The following is a 16,398-nucleotide window of genomic DNA, read 5'->3' as shown; positions in this document are numbered from 1 at the left end:
TCGACCGCGCGCGAGATGGTGGTGGCTCCACGCCGTCGCCTGCTCCCGGACCGCGGGCGCACAGGCGGCTCTGGAGGAACGGACAGGAAATCGGGACGAACCGCCATTGAATGATTGAGCGACCCACATCACATGAACGGGGCCACCGCAAACACTTCTCGTCCGCGTCATCCATCGCGATGCAAGGGCTGACGCGAGGAGGTGCCCTGTGTACATTTCGTCGACATCGCGTACCCTCGTTGTCCTTTGGCTGGCAGGCTGTAGCCCTCATCGGTTCCGGGGGACCGCGGCGGTGCTCTTGCGCAAGACCAGCTCGGCATCGACCACGACGCGCGAGCAGGAGCGGCGGCCGCTCTCGATCTGCCCGAGCAGCAAGTGGAGGCACCTGCGCCCCAGCTCGGAGAAGTCCTGGCGGACGGTGGTGAGCGGAGGCGTGAAGTAGGCCGCCTCCGGGATGTCGTCGAAGCCGACGATGCTGATGTCCCGCGGCACCGCGCGTCCGATCTCGTGGAGGTAGCGGAGCACGCCCAGCGTCATCTGGTCGTTGGCCACGAACACGGCGGTGACGCCTGGCGTGCGCGCCAGCTGCGGGGCGAGCTCGTAGCCCGAGCGTGCGCTCCAGTCGCCGCGCAGGAGAGGCGGCGGCTCGACGCCCGCGGCCTCCAGCGTCGAACGCCAGCCGTCGATGCGCTGCTCGGCCTCGAGCGAGTCGGTCGAACCGGCGATGTGCCACACCGTCCGGTGACCCAGGTCGAGGAGATGGCGGGTCGCGGCCGCGGCGCCGCCGTGCTGGTCGACGGCGACCACCGGGACCGAATCGTCCGGCCCCCCCTCGACGGCGACCACCGGCACGTCGGAGTTGACGTGGCGGAGCGCGTCCACCGCCGACCGCAGCGGGGCGATGACCATGATGCCGTCGGCGCCCTGATCGCACAGCCCCTTCACCGCATCCACCACCGGCGCGCGGCTGAGCGATTTCAGGCTGACGACGCTGACGCCGTACCCGGCGTCGTGCGCCGCCGTCTCGAGCCCGTGGAGCGTCGACGCCGGGCCGTAGTGCGTCGTGTCGAAGCTGACCACACCGAGCGTCCGCGAGCGCCCGGTGACGAGCGCCTGCGCCACGGAGCTCGGACGGTAGTCGAGCTGGCGGATCGCGTCGAGCACGCGCTCCCGCGTGTCCCGATGCACGTGGGGGCTGTCGTGCAGGACCCGCGAGACCGTCTGGTACGAGACGCCGGCGAGCTTGGCCACGTCGACCATGACCGCGGCCCGGCGCCCGCCTCGCTTGATGCGCCCCTCGGGAGGAGAGTTGTCGTCCATCGGGGCCAAGCTTAGTCGCGCGCGGGGGGATATGGTATCGACATCCACCACGACCGCGCCCCGGCGCCCGCCTCTCTTGAACGGCCGCGCCCGGCGCGACCAGGGCGGCGACCGCGCCCGCCGGGGAGCTGGGCCCCGATTCGACCCGGCAGGCGCGCCCGCCCTCGTCCTCGCTGGCGTTGTCCGCAGGGGCGGCGCCAGCGTCGCCCATGGCCATGGCGCCGGACGGAAACACTGTCGCACCACAGAGCGATGATGCCATGACGAGGACCTTACGTTGGATCGATGGTGTGCTTTTGACCATTCTTCGACGTCGCTGCTCTCCTGGAGCTTCGTCAGCGATAGCCCAGGAAGGTTACCGGGAGCTGCGCGAGCGAGGTTTGCAACGCCGACCCGAGCACCGCGGGGCGCCGGCCTCTCTCCTGTTCGCGCGTCCATCACCGGGCGATCGGACGCGTACGCGCGGCGCTCGCTCGGCGTTGCCGCCCCGATGCAAGCCGACGAGCCTTGACGAACGCGCTCCGCCGTGGCTTCGCGGCGAGCGCCACGCCAAGCAGCCGCACGACGCCGAGCACGCCCTGCAGCCTGGTGACGTGAACGGCGAGTTGCCAGGTCAGCAGGCTCGTGCGTTGGCGCAGCGCTCGTGTTACGAGGTCGGTGTCCATGGGGGATGCTGGAACGCCGGGCGCCACGGTCGCGAAAGAACGGTTCCGCAAATGGAACGACTTCGTCCGCGAGCTGGATCTCGCCGACCCGCTGCGCCGTCTCGTACTCGACTCATGGGAGCGCAGCTGGGCGGCGGCGGTCGACCCCGTTCGTCCGCCCTTCCGGCGGATCGACGACGAGGAGCTCGCGAGGAGGCTGGAGCTCAGCGCCGACCTGGTCCGGGCCGCCATCCCTCACCTGCACTGGGCCGCCGCGCTCCTGCGGGCGTCGGAGCCGGCCGTCTACGTCGTCGATGGGGACGGCATCGTCCTTTGCTCGGTCGGCGCGTCTCGTTCGATGATGGAGACATTCGGCCTCCTGCCCGGATTCGACTGGTCGGAGCGGGCGATGGGGACCAACGGCGCCGGCACCGCCATTGCCGCCAATCGCCCGGTCGCGATCGTCGGGCCGGAGCACTTCGCGAGCGCATTCGACGACTGCACGTGCACCGGCGCGCCGATCCACGCGCCCGACGGTACGATCATCGGCGCGATCGACGTCAGCACGTCCGTCGCGACCGGCAGCCCCGAGCGGCTCGCGCTCGTGGCGCACATCGCCTACACCATCGAGCGCGAGCTGCAGGCGTCATGGGAAAGTCGCCGCCGCGAGGCCGAGGAGGCGGGCCGGATCCAGGCCGAGGAGGCGCGCGAGCAGCTCGCCCACCTGCAGGCCGTCACGGCCGCGCTCGCCCGCACGAGCACCGCCGGAGAGTCCACCTGCGTCGCGATCGGCGCGATCGGCGCGCTCCTGCGGGCCCAGGGCGCGCGGGCCTACCTGCGAACGGACGACCCACGAGGGCTGCGCCTCGTGGCCTCGACCGGCGACGAGGGGACGTCGCCCTTCCCGGCGTTCCCGTCCGATCCGGAGCAGCCGATCGTCCTGGCCCTGTACCGCGGCGAGCTGGTCATCCTGCCGGACCCTGACGAGGTCGAGGGGGCCGCCGCGCGCTTCGCCCCGGGCCCCACCATGTCCGCGATGGCCTCGCCACGCCTCGTGGCGCTGCCGCTCCGGATCCACGATCGGGATCTCGGCGGCCTTGTATTCGTCATCGAGGGTCCGTGCCGCCTCGATCCGGCGATGCGCAAGCTGGTCGCCACGATGGCGGATCAGTGCGCTCAGGCGGTCGAGCGCAATTCCCTCTTCGAGTCGGAGAAGCGCGCCCGCGCCGAGGCACAGGATGCGGTCCGGCAGCGCGACCAGATGCTCGGCATCGTGGCCCACGATCTTCGCAACCCCCTCAGCGCGATCCTGCTCCGGGCGGCCCTGCTGAAGCGGGAGCTTGCGTCCCGCGTCGACGCGGAGAGGTGGCGGGACGGCGTACGGACGATCGAGCGCGCAGCGCGCCACAGCAACCGCCTCATCGCCGACCTGCTCGACGTGGCGAGCATCGACGCGCACCGATTGTCGATCCTGCCCGCCCCCAACGAGGTCTCCGACATCGTAGCGGATGCGACGGAGACGGTGCGCCTCGGCGCGGCCGGCCGCTCGTTGTCGGTGCACGTGGAGGTTCCGACGGATCTGCCGCGGGTGCTCGCCGATCGCGACCGGGTCGTCCAGGTCCTCTCCAACCTGCTCGGGAATGCCCACAAGTTCACGCCCGACGGCGGGACGATCGGCGTGCGCGCCGAGGCGCTCGACGGCGAGGTGGGGATCCACGTCCGGGATTCCGGTGTCGGAATCGCGGCCGAACACCTCCCACGCATCTTCGACCCGTACTGGACGCACCCGAACAACAGGCAGCGCGGCACTGGCCTCGGTCTGGCGATTGCGCAGGGGCTCGTCCAGGCGCACGGTGGGCGAATCTGGGTGGAGAGCCGGGTCGGCGACGGGAGCATTTTCTCGTTCACCTTGCCGCTCGCCGATCGCTGAAGCGCCCCCTACGTCGCGCCGGAGACTGGACCGCGCGCTCGGCGAGAGGGCGCTGTTTATCTCGCTGCCGCGCGGCCGAACGCCGCGTCAGCCGATGACGGGAGCACACCACCGCGGCTCGCTGCAGGAGGTCCTTTTGGTCGTACAGCCGGTCTAGAATCCCTTCTTCCGGAGGACGAACTGTCCGCCGTCGGCCGGCGGAGCATAGCTCTTTCCTGAAACATCGAAGGCCGTCTCCCAGGCCCCGCTGACCCAAACGCCGCCCTTCGTATCGACGGCGACGTGCGTCAGGCCGTTCGGGTTGCCGGTCGCGAGCTCGACGCTCTCGCCCTTCGTCCCGTCTGCCGCAAAGCGCGTGAGGCGCCCTCCTTTTGCATCTTCTTCCGTGCCGAGCCAGCCGAAGCGACCGGCCACGTAGCTTTGACCATCGCCGCCGAGGGCCAGCGCGTTGCCGAGATGGTCTGGTCCGCCGAGCCGGCTCGCCCAATTCACCGTCCCACCGTCCTCGAAATCATAGAGGACCGACTCCGATCTTTCCTCGTCGAAGGTGTCCGTATGATCGAGGAAGGTCGATGTCGACGTCTGTGTGGCGAGGAGGAGGAGGCGTCCAGAGGCGGTCGACTTCAAGTCTTTCACATAGTCGAAGCTCGCCCCGCCAAATCGGAGCGCGCGCAGAGGATGACCGCTCTCCGGGTCGAGCCAGGCGAGCCAGCCGTTGTAGACAGCTGGATCGTCCTGCCCTCCAGCCTTTTCGATCTCTGTCTCTCCGATCGTGAGTATTCCAGTGAACGCGCCACCGGCGAGGATCTCACCGCCACGATTGAACGCGAGGGAAATCGTGTATCCCTGGCTGATGTCGTGCTCGAACGTCGTGCTCCAGATCTCGTCGAGGGTCGACCCGGAGAACTTCATGATCTGAGGTTTCTGTACGGATGCATCGTCGTTGTACACGCCGAGGCCAACGACGACGTCGCCCTCCGCGTCAACCGCGATCGCTGTCAGAGGAGAGCTGCCTTCGAGGGTGACTCCGGCCGCGAGGGCGATCGAAAAATCGGGGTTCACCTTGACCAGATAAAACCCTTCCTCGACGGTCGTGAGGGTGAGCTCGCCGAAGGTCATGTCCTTGTAGAGCTGACCGACGAGGAAGATCGAGCCCTCCGCGTCGATCGCCATCAACTCTGGCTCAGCGGCTCCGGGCAGCGCGAGCGCGTGGAGGACTTCGCCGGTCGCCGAGTACTCCGCAAGAAAGGGCTCGTCGATCGAACCGGGGAGGAGCTCCGCGGGAGCTCGAGCTCCGACCGTGATGACCGAGCCGTTCTCGGTCGCTGCGAGCGGTTGACCGAGGCCAAAGACGTTGCGTCGCGGGAAGCTCAGAAGAAACTCCTCGCCGGCCCCGTCAGGGTCGGGCTGCGCTCCGCCGCTCCCGTTCCCGCCGCCGCTTGCTGCGCCACCCGCACCAGCGCCGCCGCTTGCTCCACCTGACGCCGTTCCACCGGCGCCCGCGCCCCCGGTTGACGTATCTCCGCCGGACGCGCTCTCCGCATTCGCCGCCGGTACGACCGTCGTCCCGCACGCGAGGAGAACGAAGGGCAACGCGAGAGTGATGAAGCGGCGTACATGCGACATCGGGATCTGACCAAGGCCGACTTTGGCACACTCTGACACGCATCCAGGGTCGCGACTTGCTCGGCCGAGGCCAACGACCAGCGCGATCCCAGAGCGTTTCCGGAGACTTCGAAGAGGCGAGGAGCGGGGCATCGTCCCCGTCAGAGCAGACTTCGTACCGCTTTGATGCCTCGCCCTCGATTGGCGGATGGGAGCCTTCCTGGCAGGGGAAGGGCGCTTGACAATCCATGGGGGATTTGCTCCGCTCGTCGTGAGCGTCGCGCCCATCCTTGGATGTGACTACGGCGTTCGCCGAGCGGAACGACTTCGCATGACCCACGATGCTCCGCCTGGAGCGGTGAGCGACCGCTTCGACATGTTCACGCGCACAGAGCGCCCGGATCTAGGCGCCCTGATGGATGTCGTCGTCGAGCAGGCATGGGCCGCGACGCCGTTCATCTACCCCAACGACGTCGAGGACGCCTATCAGGAGCTCCTGCGGGAGACCCCGGCGTTCACGTTCGGCCTCGTCGAGAGGGCGACGGGGCGCCTGGCCGCGGTCGGCAACGCCGCGCCGATCGCCGTGCGGAGCGACGATCTGGCGGCGCCGCCCGACAGCGGCTGGAGGTGGCAGGTCCTTCGTGCGAAGGCGGTCCGCGACGGCGACCCGCCAACGCACCTGGGCGCCTTCACCGCCTCGGTGTCGCCGCTGTTCCGCGGCCAGGGCGTGAGCGCGCTCGTGGTCGCCGGCTTCAAGGCGCTGGCGAGGCGATCGGGCCTCGCCGGCGTGCTCGCCCCGGTGCGCCCCCCGTCCAAGGCATCCTGCCCACGCATCGACATCGAGGAGTTCCTCGATCGCGCCCGCGAGGACGGCTTGCCCGCCGACCCGTGGGTCCGAACGCATGTCCGCATCGGGGGCCGGATCGCCGGGACTCCCCGCCGCGCCCTCGTGGTCGACCTGGAGCTCGATTTCTGGGAGGTCTGGCTCGGCAGGCCTATCCTGCCTTCCGAGTTGTCTTTCGAGATCCCCGGCGGCCTTGCCCCCGTGTACGTCCAGGGTCGGCGCGGACGTTATGAAGAGCCAGCCGTCTGGATCGTTCACTCGCTCTGACATAGCGCTGCTGGACCCGACTGGCGATGTGGATTTCAGGCCCTATGGCCGCTCAGCACAGGCCTCGTCGCTGTCCCATCGGGGGCGCACCAGCCGCTCGGCGGTCGCAACCGTGCCTCGCGCGTCGGTCACCACCCCCCTGATCCGGAGCGGTTGACCGATGGCACAAGCTGGCTCGCGGAGCACGGCCGGCCATCCGATGAACTCGCACCGGCCGTCCTCGAGCTCCTCGAGCGCGATCCTCCCCCGGCTGGTCGTCGCCGAGGACGGATCGCCGATCACGGTCGTCGTGACCTCGAGCTGGGCGCCCTCGGGCTCCAGGCCGAGCGTCCTGACGCTTGTCCACACGTGCCAGCCGCCCTGCGCGCCGTGGGCGAGCTCGACCTCCTGGCCGTCGGCCAGCGGCTCGAACTGCCACTCACCGGTGCCGAGCTCGGCGATGCCCTGCGCCGGCGGCTCGTCCCCGCCGGCGCAGCCAGGAGCGAACGCGAGGAGCACGGCGAAACCGGCGGCGGAGGGCGAGCAGGTCACGGCGTGGACTCCTACGAGCGCCGGCGGCGGCGCGCGGCCACCAGCAGCCCGAGAAGCGCGCCGCTGAGGCCGATGGCGCTGCCAGCATGGCCGCCGGCGTTGCAGCCTCCAGAGGCGGCTGCGACGGCGGGCGGCGGCACATCGACCGGTCGGCCGCCCGGCAGCGAATCGGGCAGCTGCGGGACGCGGCGGTCGTAGAAGGACGCGGGGACGGGCTCGTCGGGGAGCACGCAGGTCGTCGTGCGGCTGCCGTCGGCGGCGATCGTGCCTACCGCCACATGACCGGTCGAACAGCGGCAGGTCGGCGTCATGTTCATGGGCACGCACTCGCCGTTCGCGCCGCAATCGAACGTCGCGCAAGGATCCGCGAGCGGCGGCGCGTCAGGGAGCGCCCGGTCACCCGGGTTGAGGAACGACATGCGGATGTCCTGGCAGGTCACCGTCGGCCGACCCGACGGATCGAGCGTGGTGCGCGCGGTCGTCCCGGGCACGCATGCGCAGGCGGCGACGGGCTGGGTGCCGTCCGCGCCCTCGACGACGCGGCACAGGCCGCCTGCGCCGCACGCCGCGAAGTCGCACGGCGACGCGGCGCCGGCGGCCTCGGCGCCCGGCGGGCCCACGCACAGGTCGCGGTCCTCGACGTAGCGCTGGAGCAGGCGCGTGTTCGACACCACGGGGCCGTCGGTGCGCCGGAAGATCGGATCGACGGTCATCTCCTCGGGCGACAGGCGCGTATAGAGCCGTGTGATGGTCGCGTTGCCCTCCAGCAGCGGCAGCAGCGCGTCGCGCGCGGCCAGCTGATCCTCGTCCGAGGTCATCGTGTTGCGGACCTGCTCGGCGATGCTCGTCGTAGGTCCGCTCATCTCCGTGACGAAGCCTCGACCGCCGGCCTCGTCGACGCCGCGCGCGACGAGCGCCGTCCAGTTCGTCTGCAGCGGCCACTGGTTCGCGCTCCAGACGATCTGGTTGTCGTCGATCTCGACGTCCGGCCAGTTGGCCGGCCCATAACGCCGGTCGCCGAGGATCATCACGGTGATGCCCATCTCCGGCTCGGCCGCGATCGCCGTCAGCCGGATCGGGATCGACGGCGACCCCGACGGAAGCGTGAAGCGGAACGGCTGGATGTCGGTGACCTCGGCGTCCGGCTGGAGCCGCAGCGCGAGGAACTTCATCCCCTCGCTCGTATAGATGCGGATGTACGGCACCATCGCGTCGTTGACGCGGAAGTTGTTGTCGCGAAGCCACTCGACGAGCGCCGTGGGATCGGTCGACTCGACAACGGCCACGTCGTACGGCCCGACCTCTTCCCGGATGTGCACCGTGACGTCGCCGTCGTCGGTGCCGCCCGCGGTGGGCGCGCCCCCCGCGGCCGCATCGGGAAAGATGGGGGAGCAGCTCGGGTCGTTGGGCCACTGGAACTGCGGGCCCGTCGCTGAATCGAGGGCGGTGAGCGCAAGCTGCGGGAACACAGCGAGGCTCTCCACCGCCGGCACCTCGGCCAGCGGAACCACCCAGGCGAAGTCCGGCGCCGCGCCCGCGTACTGGATCTGCGTCACCATCGTGACCGAGCCGTCCTGGTTCGTCGCGAACAGGATCCGCTCCGCGGTCTGGTCCACCGGCTGTCGTCCGCAAAAGAATCCGCCGCACGCCTCGGCGGGTCGTGGCGCAGTCATCAGCGCCGCCGCCGCCATCACCGGAGCCACCCATAGCTTGCGCATGGTCTACATCCTCCTCGCCCGACCGATCGGGCGAACGCCCCCAGGCAAACACAGCGCCGTGCACAAGAAAAGGCGATTCCTGGGAAAGTAACGCTGTAGTCACCAGCTGATTCGAGAGGAACGGCCTTGCGTGGACGAGCCGTGCTTGCCTCGCGGAGCCCGCTCTCGAGAGCGCATCCGCTCGCCCTTCGGGGATGGGCTGCGGATCCAGCATCACCATTCCGGGCGGGAGCGGTTCGCTCGGGTTGAGCAACCGGGTTGGCGCCGCGCGCCCCCGCGTTGGCATGGAGCGCGCTTGGCCCCCTTCGGACACCGCAGGAATCGCGCTCTTCTCGGCCTGGAGAGCAGCGCCCTCACGGGTACGCGTGTTGCCAACACCGCCCGTGATGTGGCAAATGAGGTCTCTCCATCTCCCATGGCTGACGCTCGCCGCCGTGGCGTGCGGCACGGATCCGGTGGCGGTGGACCCCCGGACAACCTCGCAGCTGGTCCTCGACGGAGGGCTCGTCGATGAGAGCCCGCAGGTCATCGTGCTGGTCGTCGATGACGCGGACACGGCCGAAGCCGCGCAGCTCCGCGAGCGCGTCGCCCAGAGCGTGCGCGCAAGCCTCCTTGCCGTGATCGGATCGCGGTGGGGAACATGCGGCAGCGCGGATCCGGCCCGGTGGCACCCCGGCGACATCCGGGTGGTCGTCGCGCGGCCGAGCGCGCCCGACGCTGCGGCGCTCCTCACCTCGAGGGATATCCCCGCGCTCGCGTGGACCACGCAGACCTCGCGCGAGGAGGAGGTCGAGGCGGTGATGGCAGGCGTGACAGAGGCGCTGGGACAGCGGCTCGCCGAGCCCGGGGAGGAGTACCGCCCGCTACGGACGGCCAGGGGCGCGCTGGAGCTCGTCACGGGCGCGCGCGCACCCGTGGGGGAGGCCGAGGTAGCCCTCGTCAGGTCGCTGCCTCAGGACAGGATCGCGAGGCTGCTCGTCGCGAGCACGCGCGACGACGAGGGGCCCGGGCTCGTCGCCGACGAGGTACCCAGCCAGACAGCGCTGTCGATGACCCTGGACACGGAGGTGGTCGGGCCTTTCACCACGCCCGATTGGACCTGTCACGCCATCGACGAAGGCAGCGGGCGACTCGCGGCGTGGAGCGAGCTCGTGCGCGCCGAGCCGATCGCCTCGAGCTGCGACGATCAGCACACGTGGGACATGCTCCTTCACCCGGGTTTTGCCGATTGCGGCTTCATCTGCCAGGCCCACCCGCTCGCCGTGGACGCCGGAGGTGTGGTCGCTTGCAAGGTCATGATCGATCAGGCCGATCTCGAGCGCTGCGATGCCGCGCGCGGTCGGCGCGATCCAGGCGGGCAGCCCACGTTCGTCGAGCGCGGCGGCAAGGAGCTGCGCCGCTGCGAGGTCGTGCAGCTCGCCGGCGCCGACCTGGAGAGCTGCCGGCATTCGCTCGATTGTCCAGGATGCCCGAGCGGCTTCTGCGCGACCGAGGTGCCGGAGCTCGTGTCGCAGTGGCGCTGCATGCCCTCGGAGCACCCATGGCCGCTCCGGTTCATCGGCGGCGCGATCGAAGGCCGTGGAGGGAGGATCAACATCACCTGCAGCACCGAAGCAGAGGAATGAGAGACGGCATCGCGCGGTGCGCCCTGCCCGGTCGTCGATACCTCGTTCCGAACCCGACAGATCCTCTCACTTGTTGGCATCATAAAAGAAGATGAACAGGGAGGCGGGGAGACGGGGAGATTCATGGGATTCTACTCCCCGTCTCCCCGCCTCCCTGTGAATTCTTCCGGAAAGGAACCAGCAGGGTCGGGTTCAGTCGATGACGGTCCAGGTGGCCTTGGCGGTGCAGCCGTAGGCGTCGAGCGCGCCGGGGTGCGAGAGGGGGACGAGCTTGGTCTGCCCCTTGGCGAGCGGCCCGGTGACCGAGCGGGTGTAGGGCCCAGGATCGCCGTAGTAGTGCGTGACCGTGAAGGTGATCTTGGCCGAGTCCGGAACGCCGAAGAGCGAGGTGTTCTTGATCGCCGCGTTCGGGTTGAAGATGCTGGGATAGGTGATCGAGCACGAGAGGTTCACGGTCCTCGTGACCGGGCCGCCGCCGTCATCGCCGCCAGGACCGATGATCGCCTCTGCGCCCTCGCCCACGACCTCGGCGGCGTCGCTCGCGCCCTCATCGGCGCTGTCGCCGTCGAGCGGCTCGGCGATGCAGCCGACGAGCGAGAAGGACGAGATGAGCGAGCAGAGGAGCAGGTTCTTGAGCTTCATGGTGGTGTATCCTTGGGTCAGGGTTCACGCTCACGAGATCGCGTGTCGGCGGGCTCTGGCGAGTTCGAGTCGCCCAGGTCGCCCTCGTCGCTGTCTCGCGGCGTCGCATCCCGATAGAGCAACAGGCAGGCCAGGTTGTCGGGGCGCGTCGGGCCGCCCCCGGCGCGCCCAGGATCCACTGGAAAGACGGCCTCTTCCGGGGTTTTCGCGCTCCACCGCGCGGCGCCGGGGGGGCGCCCGCGCGGCGCGGTGGAGGTCTGAGCCCCCACGCCGACGGCGCGAGCCTCCACCAGGTGTCCTCTCAGGTGCTCTCTGGCCCGGGAGGCCGCGGCCGGCTCAAGCTCTGTGCTCGTTCGACGGGTCGGCGCCGCCCGCGCCGCCCGCGTCCCGCAGGCCGTGAAGGGAGCGCGGCGCCTTCGATGCACGAGCCCGAGGAGTCGAGCGCCCGTCCGTCGCGATCCGGCGGCCTCCTTGACGGCGAACGGCGCCCCATGGGATCGTCGGACATGCAGGCCGAGGCGCGTTTCTCCGAGGCGCGCAGCGTGCAGCGCGGTCCGCGACGTCCAGGTGGTCCTGCCGTGGGCGGGGCGCCTCGGTGAAGCTCAAGGAGCGTTGATGCTGGCACCGGGCGCTCATCCCCGCTCTTTCTTCTCGGACCCTCCGAGGGGTCACGCCGCGTGCGTGGGGGTCATGGTTGGCCCCTGCGTCGCGCTCGCCATCCTCACGGGCAAGCACGTGTCCGTCCCCTGGTTCGTGGTGGAGGCGGGCTTGCTCGCCGCGCTCCTCTGCGTCGGCGCCGCGGCCCGCAGCCCTGCGCTGCGCGTCTCTCTTCCCCTCTTCGTTCTTCCGCTCGCGTATCTTTTCTTCCGCATGACCCGGGATGGGATGACGTGCCCCGACATCCCCCGTTCCTGGCACGCATGGCGAGAGTGGTTGCCGCCCATCGGGAGCGTGTTCGGGCTCATGTCCGCCCTCGTCGGCGCCCTCGGCGTGGTGTTCTTCGCTGCCATGGCGAGCACCATGGTCCGCGTGCCGCCGCGCGCTCTCCACGCGGCGAGCGTCGCCGTCCTCGCGCTGACCACGGGCCTCATTGCCGTATCGACCGTTCACGCCGTGCGAGAGCCCGATCCGGAGCATCACATCACGTCCCTTCCGACCATCGGGGTCGTCCCGCCCATCGAGGGGGAGCCCTCGATGATCGCCGAGGGCCCGTCGGACCCGTCCGGACCGCCCCTCGTGACGCGCATCCACGACGTGACCATCGGCCAGCTGGGCGTGCGCCGGTTGTGCCCGAGCCTGTCCGAGAGGTGTTTTCTCGATGTGGAGGAGGCCGGGAGGCCTTTCGACGCTCACGTCGTGACGTGGCTGTCTCAGCGCGGCACGTACACGATGGTCGACCCCGAGGCGTGCTGGCAGCAGCCGGGTTGGATCGATCCCCGCGCTCCTCTCGTCATCCGCCAGGCGTCGCCGCTCGTTCGCGAAGCGTCTCTGTTCGCCAACCACCGCGAGCGGGGCGATCTGCTCGTGCTCGACGGAGCGATCCACGACGCCCATCGCGGCGGCGAAGCAGGTCCGGTCGTCCTCGCGGCGCCGCGGTTCGTCGCGATGCCCGCGTCCATGCGCCTCGTCGCAGACGTGCTCGGCGCCCACCGGCGCGCGATCGCCGTCGCCGCCTGTGGAGCGCTGCTCTCCGCGGCGCTGCTCCGTTATCGCTGGCGCGCCCGCCGCGCCCTCGCGCGGATCGCGGGGGCGAGGGCCGCGGTGCTCGCGGAGAACGGCTGGCTCGACTTCGCGGACGGCTCGCCTCCCGTGCGCGCCGCAGACCGCGGCTTGCCGCCCGGACCGGTCGTGGTCCTCGGACCGACGTCCGCGGGCACGTACCGCGGAGGGGCCCTCTCCGGCGCCGAGCTCATCGCAGGAGAGCAGGCCTGGCTGCTCGATCGAGGGTGCGAGCGGATCGCGCAGCTCGACGTCCTCGTCTTCTTCGTCGCGGTGCTCGCGCCGCTGCCGCTGCTGACCATCGCGGTCACGCTGAGCCTCTGGTAGCCCCCTGCCCGCCGTTGCGCGCCCCATGCGGGTGCTAGGGTGGCGCTCATGTCGAACGCGCTCCGAGCGACGCTCCTGAGCCTCTTCGGCAGCCTCGCCCCCAGCTGTGCCTCGCCGGGCCAGCTCGCCGCGACGGCGGCGCCCTCGGCGCCCGCAGATCTCGTGATCTCCGCCGGCGTCGTCCGGACCATGGACCCCGGGAACCCGCGCGCCGAGGCGGTCGCCGTGCGCGGCGAGCGGATCGTCTTCGTGGGCAGCGCGGCCGGCGCGGAGGCCTTCGTCGGGCCGGGGACGCGCGTCGAGGAGCTGCCGGGGCGCGCGATCGTGCCCGGGCTCGTCGACGGGCATGCCCATCTTTACGGGCTCGGGGTCGCGCTGGAGACGCTGAGCGTGCGCGGCGCGAAGAGCGCCGAGGCGGCGGCGGCGCTCGTGGCGGAGGCGGCGAAGGCCCGCCCGAAGGCCGAGTGGATCACCGGGCGCGGCTGGGACCAGAACCTCTGGCCAGGCGCCGCGTTCCCCACGCACGCCCCGCTCGACGCGGCGGCGCCGGAGCACCCGGTGGCGTTGCGCCGCGTCGACGGGCACGCGCTCTGGGCGAACGCGGCGGCGATGCGCGCGGCCGGGGTCGGCCGAGGCACGCAGGATCCGCCGGGCGGGCGCGTCCTGCGCGACGCCGCGGGCGAGCCGACGGGCGTCTTCATCGACAACGCGATGGGCCTCATCGAGGCCAAGGTCCCGGCCGACCCGCCCGCCGTGCGCGAGCGGCGCATCCTGCGCGCGGCCGAGGAGGCGCTCTCGTCCGGGCTCACGGCCGTGCACGAGATGGGCATCGACGACGAGACCGCGGCCGTCTACCGCGCGCTCGCCGCCTCCGGGCGGCTGCCGATCCGCGTCACCGCGTACCTCGCGGGCGACGGGAACCTCGAGGGGCTGAAGGCGCGCGCCCCCGACGTGGACCCGACAGGCACGGCGATGTTCGTGCTGCGCGGGGTCAAGCTCTTCGCGGACGGCGCGCTCGGCTCGCGCGGCGCGGCGCTGCTCGCGCCGTACGCGGACGAGCCCTCGACGAGCGGGCTCCTGCTGATGGATCGCGAGGCGCTCGCGCGCGCGGCGCGGCTCGTCGCGGACGCGGGCTTCCAGCTCGCGGTGCACGCGATCGGCGACCGCGCCAACCGCGCCGTGCTCGACGCGTTCGAGGCGCTCGGCCCGGGGCGGGCGGCGGCGCTGCGGTTCCGGGTGGAGCACGCGCAGATCCTCTCGCCCGACGATCTGCCGCGCTTCGCGGCGCTCGGGGTGATCGCCTCGATGCAGCCGACCCACGCGACGAGCGACATGCCCTGGGCGCCCGCGCGGCTCGGCGCCCATCGCCTGAAGGGCGCGTATGCCTGGCGTTCGCTCCTGTCGTCGGGCGCGTGCGTCGTGTTCGGCTCGGATTTCCCGGTGGAGGACGCCTCACCGCTGCTCGGCATCCATGCAGCCGTGACCCGGCAGGATCTCTCGGGCCACCCCCCGGGCGGGTGGATGCCCGAGGAGCGGCTCGACCTCGACGAGGCGCTCCTGGCCTTCACCGAGGCGCCCGCGTACGCGGCCTTCGCCGAGGGCCAGCGGGGCCGGATCGCGCCTGGCTACGTGGCCGATCTGACCGTCCTCGGCCGCGATCTCTCGCCCGATCGCTCGCTCGTCGACACGAAGGTCGACATGGTGGTCGTGGGCGGCCGCGTGGCGCGCGCGCCGGCGCCGCGGTGAGCGGCGCGCGCAGCGCTTCGTCCGGACCGCCATGAGACCTCACGGCCGACGCATGCAAACGACGAACGAAAGGAGGAATGAGCACCCATGCTTGCACGCTACCAGATCGTCCGCGGGCACCGTCGGGAGGACGATCCGCTGCCCGATGGCAAGCGGTACGACACGCGCAAACACACGCACCACGTCCTGAGGCCCACCCCGGAGATCGTCGAAGAGTTCCTGTCGGATCCCTCGCAAGCTGGCTTCAACAGGTTTCGCGCCGCCTACTTTGCGGTGCTCGACGAGCGGTTTGCGGAGCAACGACCGCACTTCGACGCGCTGGCGCAGGAGGCCCGGCAAGGTGACGTGTTCCTCGGCTGCAACTGCCCCACGGCGCGCCAGCCCGACGTCCGCCACTGCCACACGTCGCTGGCGCTCGAGTACCTCGCCCGCAAGTACCTGGACCTGGACGTGAGGTTCGATGCGGGGTGAGCGGCGTTCCCTCCTGCCCGCGGCGAGCGAGGCCGCTCGGGCGTCGCGCTTTCCCCGGGTGCGGCGAGGGACCCGCGGCTCAGCGCCGCATCCGTGAGCAGCAGTCGTCCGCCTCGGGAGCGGCGGCCGCGGGCCGCGCGCCGCTCGAGTCGGACAGGTCCTGCTGCTCGTCGGGGTAGCGGATGCGCTCGTCGCCGGCCTTGGCGCCCAGCCCGGTGCTGCGCCCCTTGGGCTCTTCCCATTCCTCCTGGCGCCCGAGCGCGGTCAGATCGAGGAAATAGTACGAGCCGCCCGTCGACTCCGTGCCGCGCCCGTAGGTCGAGTAGGTGTGGTACACGCGCTCGCCGTCGCGCAGGAAGCAGCTCAGCCCGTGCAGATCGAAGGGCTGCTTGCGCCCCAGATAATAAGCGGATCCCGCCTGCTCGTGCTCGGCGGGCGTTCGGTAGTTGTACTCCACGGGCGCGACCGACTCGTCCAGCGTGACGTGGTAGTCGTGGTTGAAGCGGCTGCCCGCGGACGAGTACCAGGGCACGGGCCAGCCCATACGCGCCTTGAACGGCGCGATCTTCTCCCAGGGGCCGCGCGAGATGAGCGCGAACGTGGTGCCGACGTTGTGCCAGTGCCGCAGGTGGCCCTTCGAGATCTGATCGGCGAAGCCCGAGCAGCTCGGGCAGCCGCGATCCTTGGGTGTGCCGTCGTCCTCGAACAGCCACATGAAATGATAGACGATGAGCTGCTGCCGGCCCTCGAACAGATCGAGCAGGCGCAGCTTGCCGTGGGCGCCCGAGAACTCGTACGGCTCGGTCACCTCGACCATCGGCAGGCGCCGGCGATCCGCGTTGAGCCGATCGCGCGCTCTGGTGAGCTCTTTCTCGCGGGCGAGCAGCGCCTTGCGCGCCTCCAGCCACTCGGCGCGCGACACGACGCGGGGCAATTCGATCCGGGTCATGGGGACATCTCCATGGTCATCTGGAATGGGCCTCGCCCGGTGAGGGCGCTGCCGCGGAAC

12 protein-coding genes are annotated in these 16,398 nt (G+C 70.7%); 6 read left to right on the top strand and 6 right to left on the bottom strand.

Annotation, left to right across the window (positions count from 1 at the left end; genetic code table 11):
- Window positions 1–267 precede the first annotated feature (267 nt).
- Entirely contained in the window at window positions 268–1,320 is a 1,053-nt protein-coding gene (locus WMF22_RS16830; protein WP_437300084.1) for a LacI family DNA-binding transcriptional regulator, read from the bottom strand.
- A gap of 624 nt (window positions 1,321–1,944) precedes the next feature.
- Between WMF22_RS16830 and WMF22_RS16825 the strand changes: the two genes are divergently transcribed.
- On the top strand, window positions 1,945–3,894 hold the full coding sequence (locus tag WMF22_RS16825; protein ID WP_438036354.1) for an ATP-binding protein: 1,950 nt from the start codon (window positions 1,945–1,947) through the stop codon (window positions 3,892–3,894).
- Between the two features lie 153 nt (window positions 3,895–4,047).
- Here the strand turns inward: WMF22_RS16825 and WMF22_RS16820 are convergent, their stop codons facing one another.
- Entirely contained in the window at window positions 4,048–5,067 is a 1,020-nt protein-coding gene (locus tag WMF22_RS16820) for a hypothetical protein (RefSeq protein ID WP_438036353.1), read from the bottom strand.
- 763 nt (window positions 5,068–5,830) lie between these two features.
- Between WMF22_RS16820 and WMF22_RS16815 the strand changes: the two genes are divergently transcribed.
- On the top strand, window positions 5,831–6,610 hold the full coding sequence (locus WMF22_RS16815) for a hypothetical protein (protein WP_438036352.1): 780 nt from the start codon (window positions 5,831–5,833) through the stop codon (window positions 6,608–6,610).
- Between the two features lie 42 nt (window positions 6,611–6,652).
- Here the strand turns inward: WMF22_RS16815 and WMF22_RS16810 are convergent, their stop codons facing one another.
- Both WMF22_RS16810 and WMF22_RS16805 read right to left on the bottom strand, forming a co-directional pair.
- Complete coding sequence (locus WMF22_RS16810) at window positions 6,653–7,141, bottom strand: hypothetical protein (protein ID WP_438036351.1); 489 nt, start codon at window positions 7,139–7,141, stop codon at window positions 6,653–6,655.
- An 11-nt stretch (window positions 7,142–7,152) separates the two neighbouring features.
- Window positions 7,153–8,859, bottom strand: coding sequence for a DUF2330 domain-containing protein (locus tag WMF22_RS16805; RefSeq protein WP_438036350.1), 1,707 nt, complete (start codon window positions 8,857–8,859; stop codon window positions 7,153–7,155).
- Between the two features lie 395 nt (window positions 8,860–9,254).
- Here WMF22_RS16805 and WMF22_RS16800 point away from each other — a divergent pair, with 395 nt between their 5' ends.
- Window positions 9,255–10,484, top strand: coding sequence for a hypothetical protein (locus WMF22_RS16800; protein WP_437300078.1), 1,230 nt, complete (start codon window positions 9,255–9,257; stop codon window positions 10,482–10,484).
- Window positions 10,485–10,676: 192 nt separating this feature from the next.
- Here WMF22_RS16800 and WMF22_RS16795 read toward each other — a convergent pair whose 3' ends face one another.
- Window positions 10,677–11,126 (bottom strand): hypothetical protein, encoded by a 450-nt coding sequence (locus WMF22_RS16795; RefSeq protein WP_437300077.1) that lies wholly within the window; start codon window positions 11,124–11,126, stop codon window positions 10,677–10,679.
- Window positions 11,127–11,816: 690 nt separating this feature from the next.
- On the opposite strand from WMF22_RS16795, the gene WMF22_RS16790 reads away from it, so the two are divergent.
- The 3 genes from WMF22_RS16790 (at window position 11,817) to WMF22_RS16780 (ending at window position 15,389) form a co-directional block, all read left to right on the top strand.
- Window positions 11,817–13,172 carry a hypothetical protein gene (locus WMF22_RS16790; RefSeq protein WP_438036349.1) on the top strand — a complete coding sequence of 452 codons (1,356 nt, stop codon included), beginning with the start codon at window positions 11,817–11,819 and terminating at the stop codon, window positions 13,170–13,172.
- A gap of 48 nt (window positions 13,173–13,220) precedes the next feature.
- Entirely contained in the window at window positions 13,221–14,918 is a 1,698-nt protein-coding gene (locus WMF22_RS16785) for an amidohydrolase (protein ID WP_438036348.1), read from the top strand.
- Between the two features lie 87 nt (window positions 14,919–15,005).
- Entirely contained in the window at window positions 15,006–15,389 is a 384-nt protein-coding gene (locus WMF22_RS16780) for a hypothetical protein (RefSeq protein WP_438036347.1), read from the top strand.
- Between the two features lie 79 nt (window positions 15,390–15,468).
- On the opposite strand, the gene WMF22_RS16775 is transcribed toward WMF22_RS16780, so the two are convergent.
- Window positions 15,469–16,338: a DUF899 domain-containing protein gene (locus tag WMF22_RS16775; protein ID WP_438036346.1), complete on the bottom strand. Its 870-nt coding sequence runs from the start codon at window positions 16,336–16,338 to the stop codon at window positions 15,469–15,471.
- Between the last annotated feature and the right edge of the window lie 60 nt (window positions 16,339–16,398).

The sequence above is a fragment of the Sorangium sp. So ce204 genome (assembly GCF_051526795.1).
Taxonomy (GTDB): Bacteria; Myxococcota_A; Polyangia; order Polyangiales; family Polyangiaceae; genus Sorangium; species Sorangium cellulosum_B.
The sequence above is the reverse complement of the archived record's forward strand: the minus strand, read 5'-3'. Positions and strand labels throughout refer to the sequence as shown.

Excerpts from the sequence above, each read along its gene's own strand:
- WMF22_RS16830 (WP_437300084.1), bottom strand. The coding sequence starts at position 1,320 with ATGGACGACAACTCTCCTCCCGAGGGGCGCATCAAGCGAGGCGGGCGC.
- WMF22_RS16790 (WP_438036349.1), top strand. The coding sequence starts at position 11,817 with ATGGTTGGCCCCTGCGTCGCGCTCGCCATCCTCACGGGCAAGCACGTG.
- WMF22_RS16780 (WP_438036347.1), top strand. The coding sequence starts at position 15,006 with ATGCTTGCACGCTACCAGATCGTCCGCGGGCACCGTCGGGAGGACGAT.
- WMF22_RS16800 (WP_437300078.1), top strand. The coding sequence starts at position 9,255 with ATGAGGTCTCTCCATCTCCCATGGCTGACGCTCGCCGCCGTGGCGTGC.
- WMF22_RS16785 (WP_438036348.1), top strand. The coding sequence starts at position 13,221 with ATGTCGAACGCGCTCCGAGCGACGCTCCTGAGCCTCTTCGGCAGCCTC.
- WMF22_RS16815 (WP_438036352.1), top strand. The coding sequence starts at position 5,831 with ATGACCCACGATGCTCCGCCTGGAGCGGTGAGCGACCGCTTCGACATG.
- WMF22_RS16795 (WP_437300077.1), bottom strand. The coding sequence starts at position 11,126 with ATGAAGCTCAAGAACCTGCTCCTCTGCTCGCTCATCTCGTCCTTCTCG.
- WMF22_RS16775 (WP_438036346.1), bottom strand. The coding sequence starts at position 16,338 with ATGACCCGGATCGAATTGCCCCGCGTCGTGTCGCGCGCCGAGTGGCTG.
- WMF22_RS16820 (WP_438036353.1), bottom strand. The coding sequence starts at position 5,067 with ATGGCGATCGACGCGGAGGGCTCGATCTTCCTCGTCGGTCAGCTCTAC.
- WMF22_RS16805 (WP_438036350.1), bottom strand. The coding sequence starts at position 8,859 with ATGCGCAAGCTATGGGTGGCTCCGGTGATGGCGGCGGCGGCGCTGATG.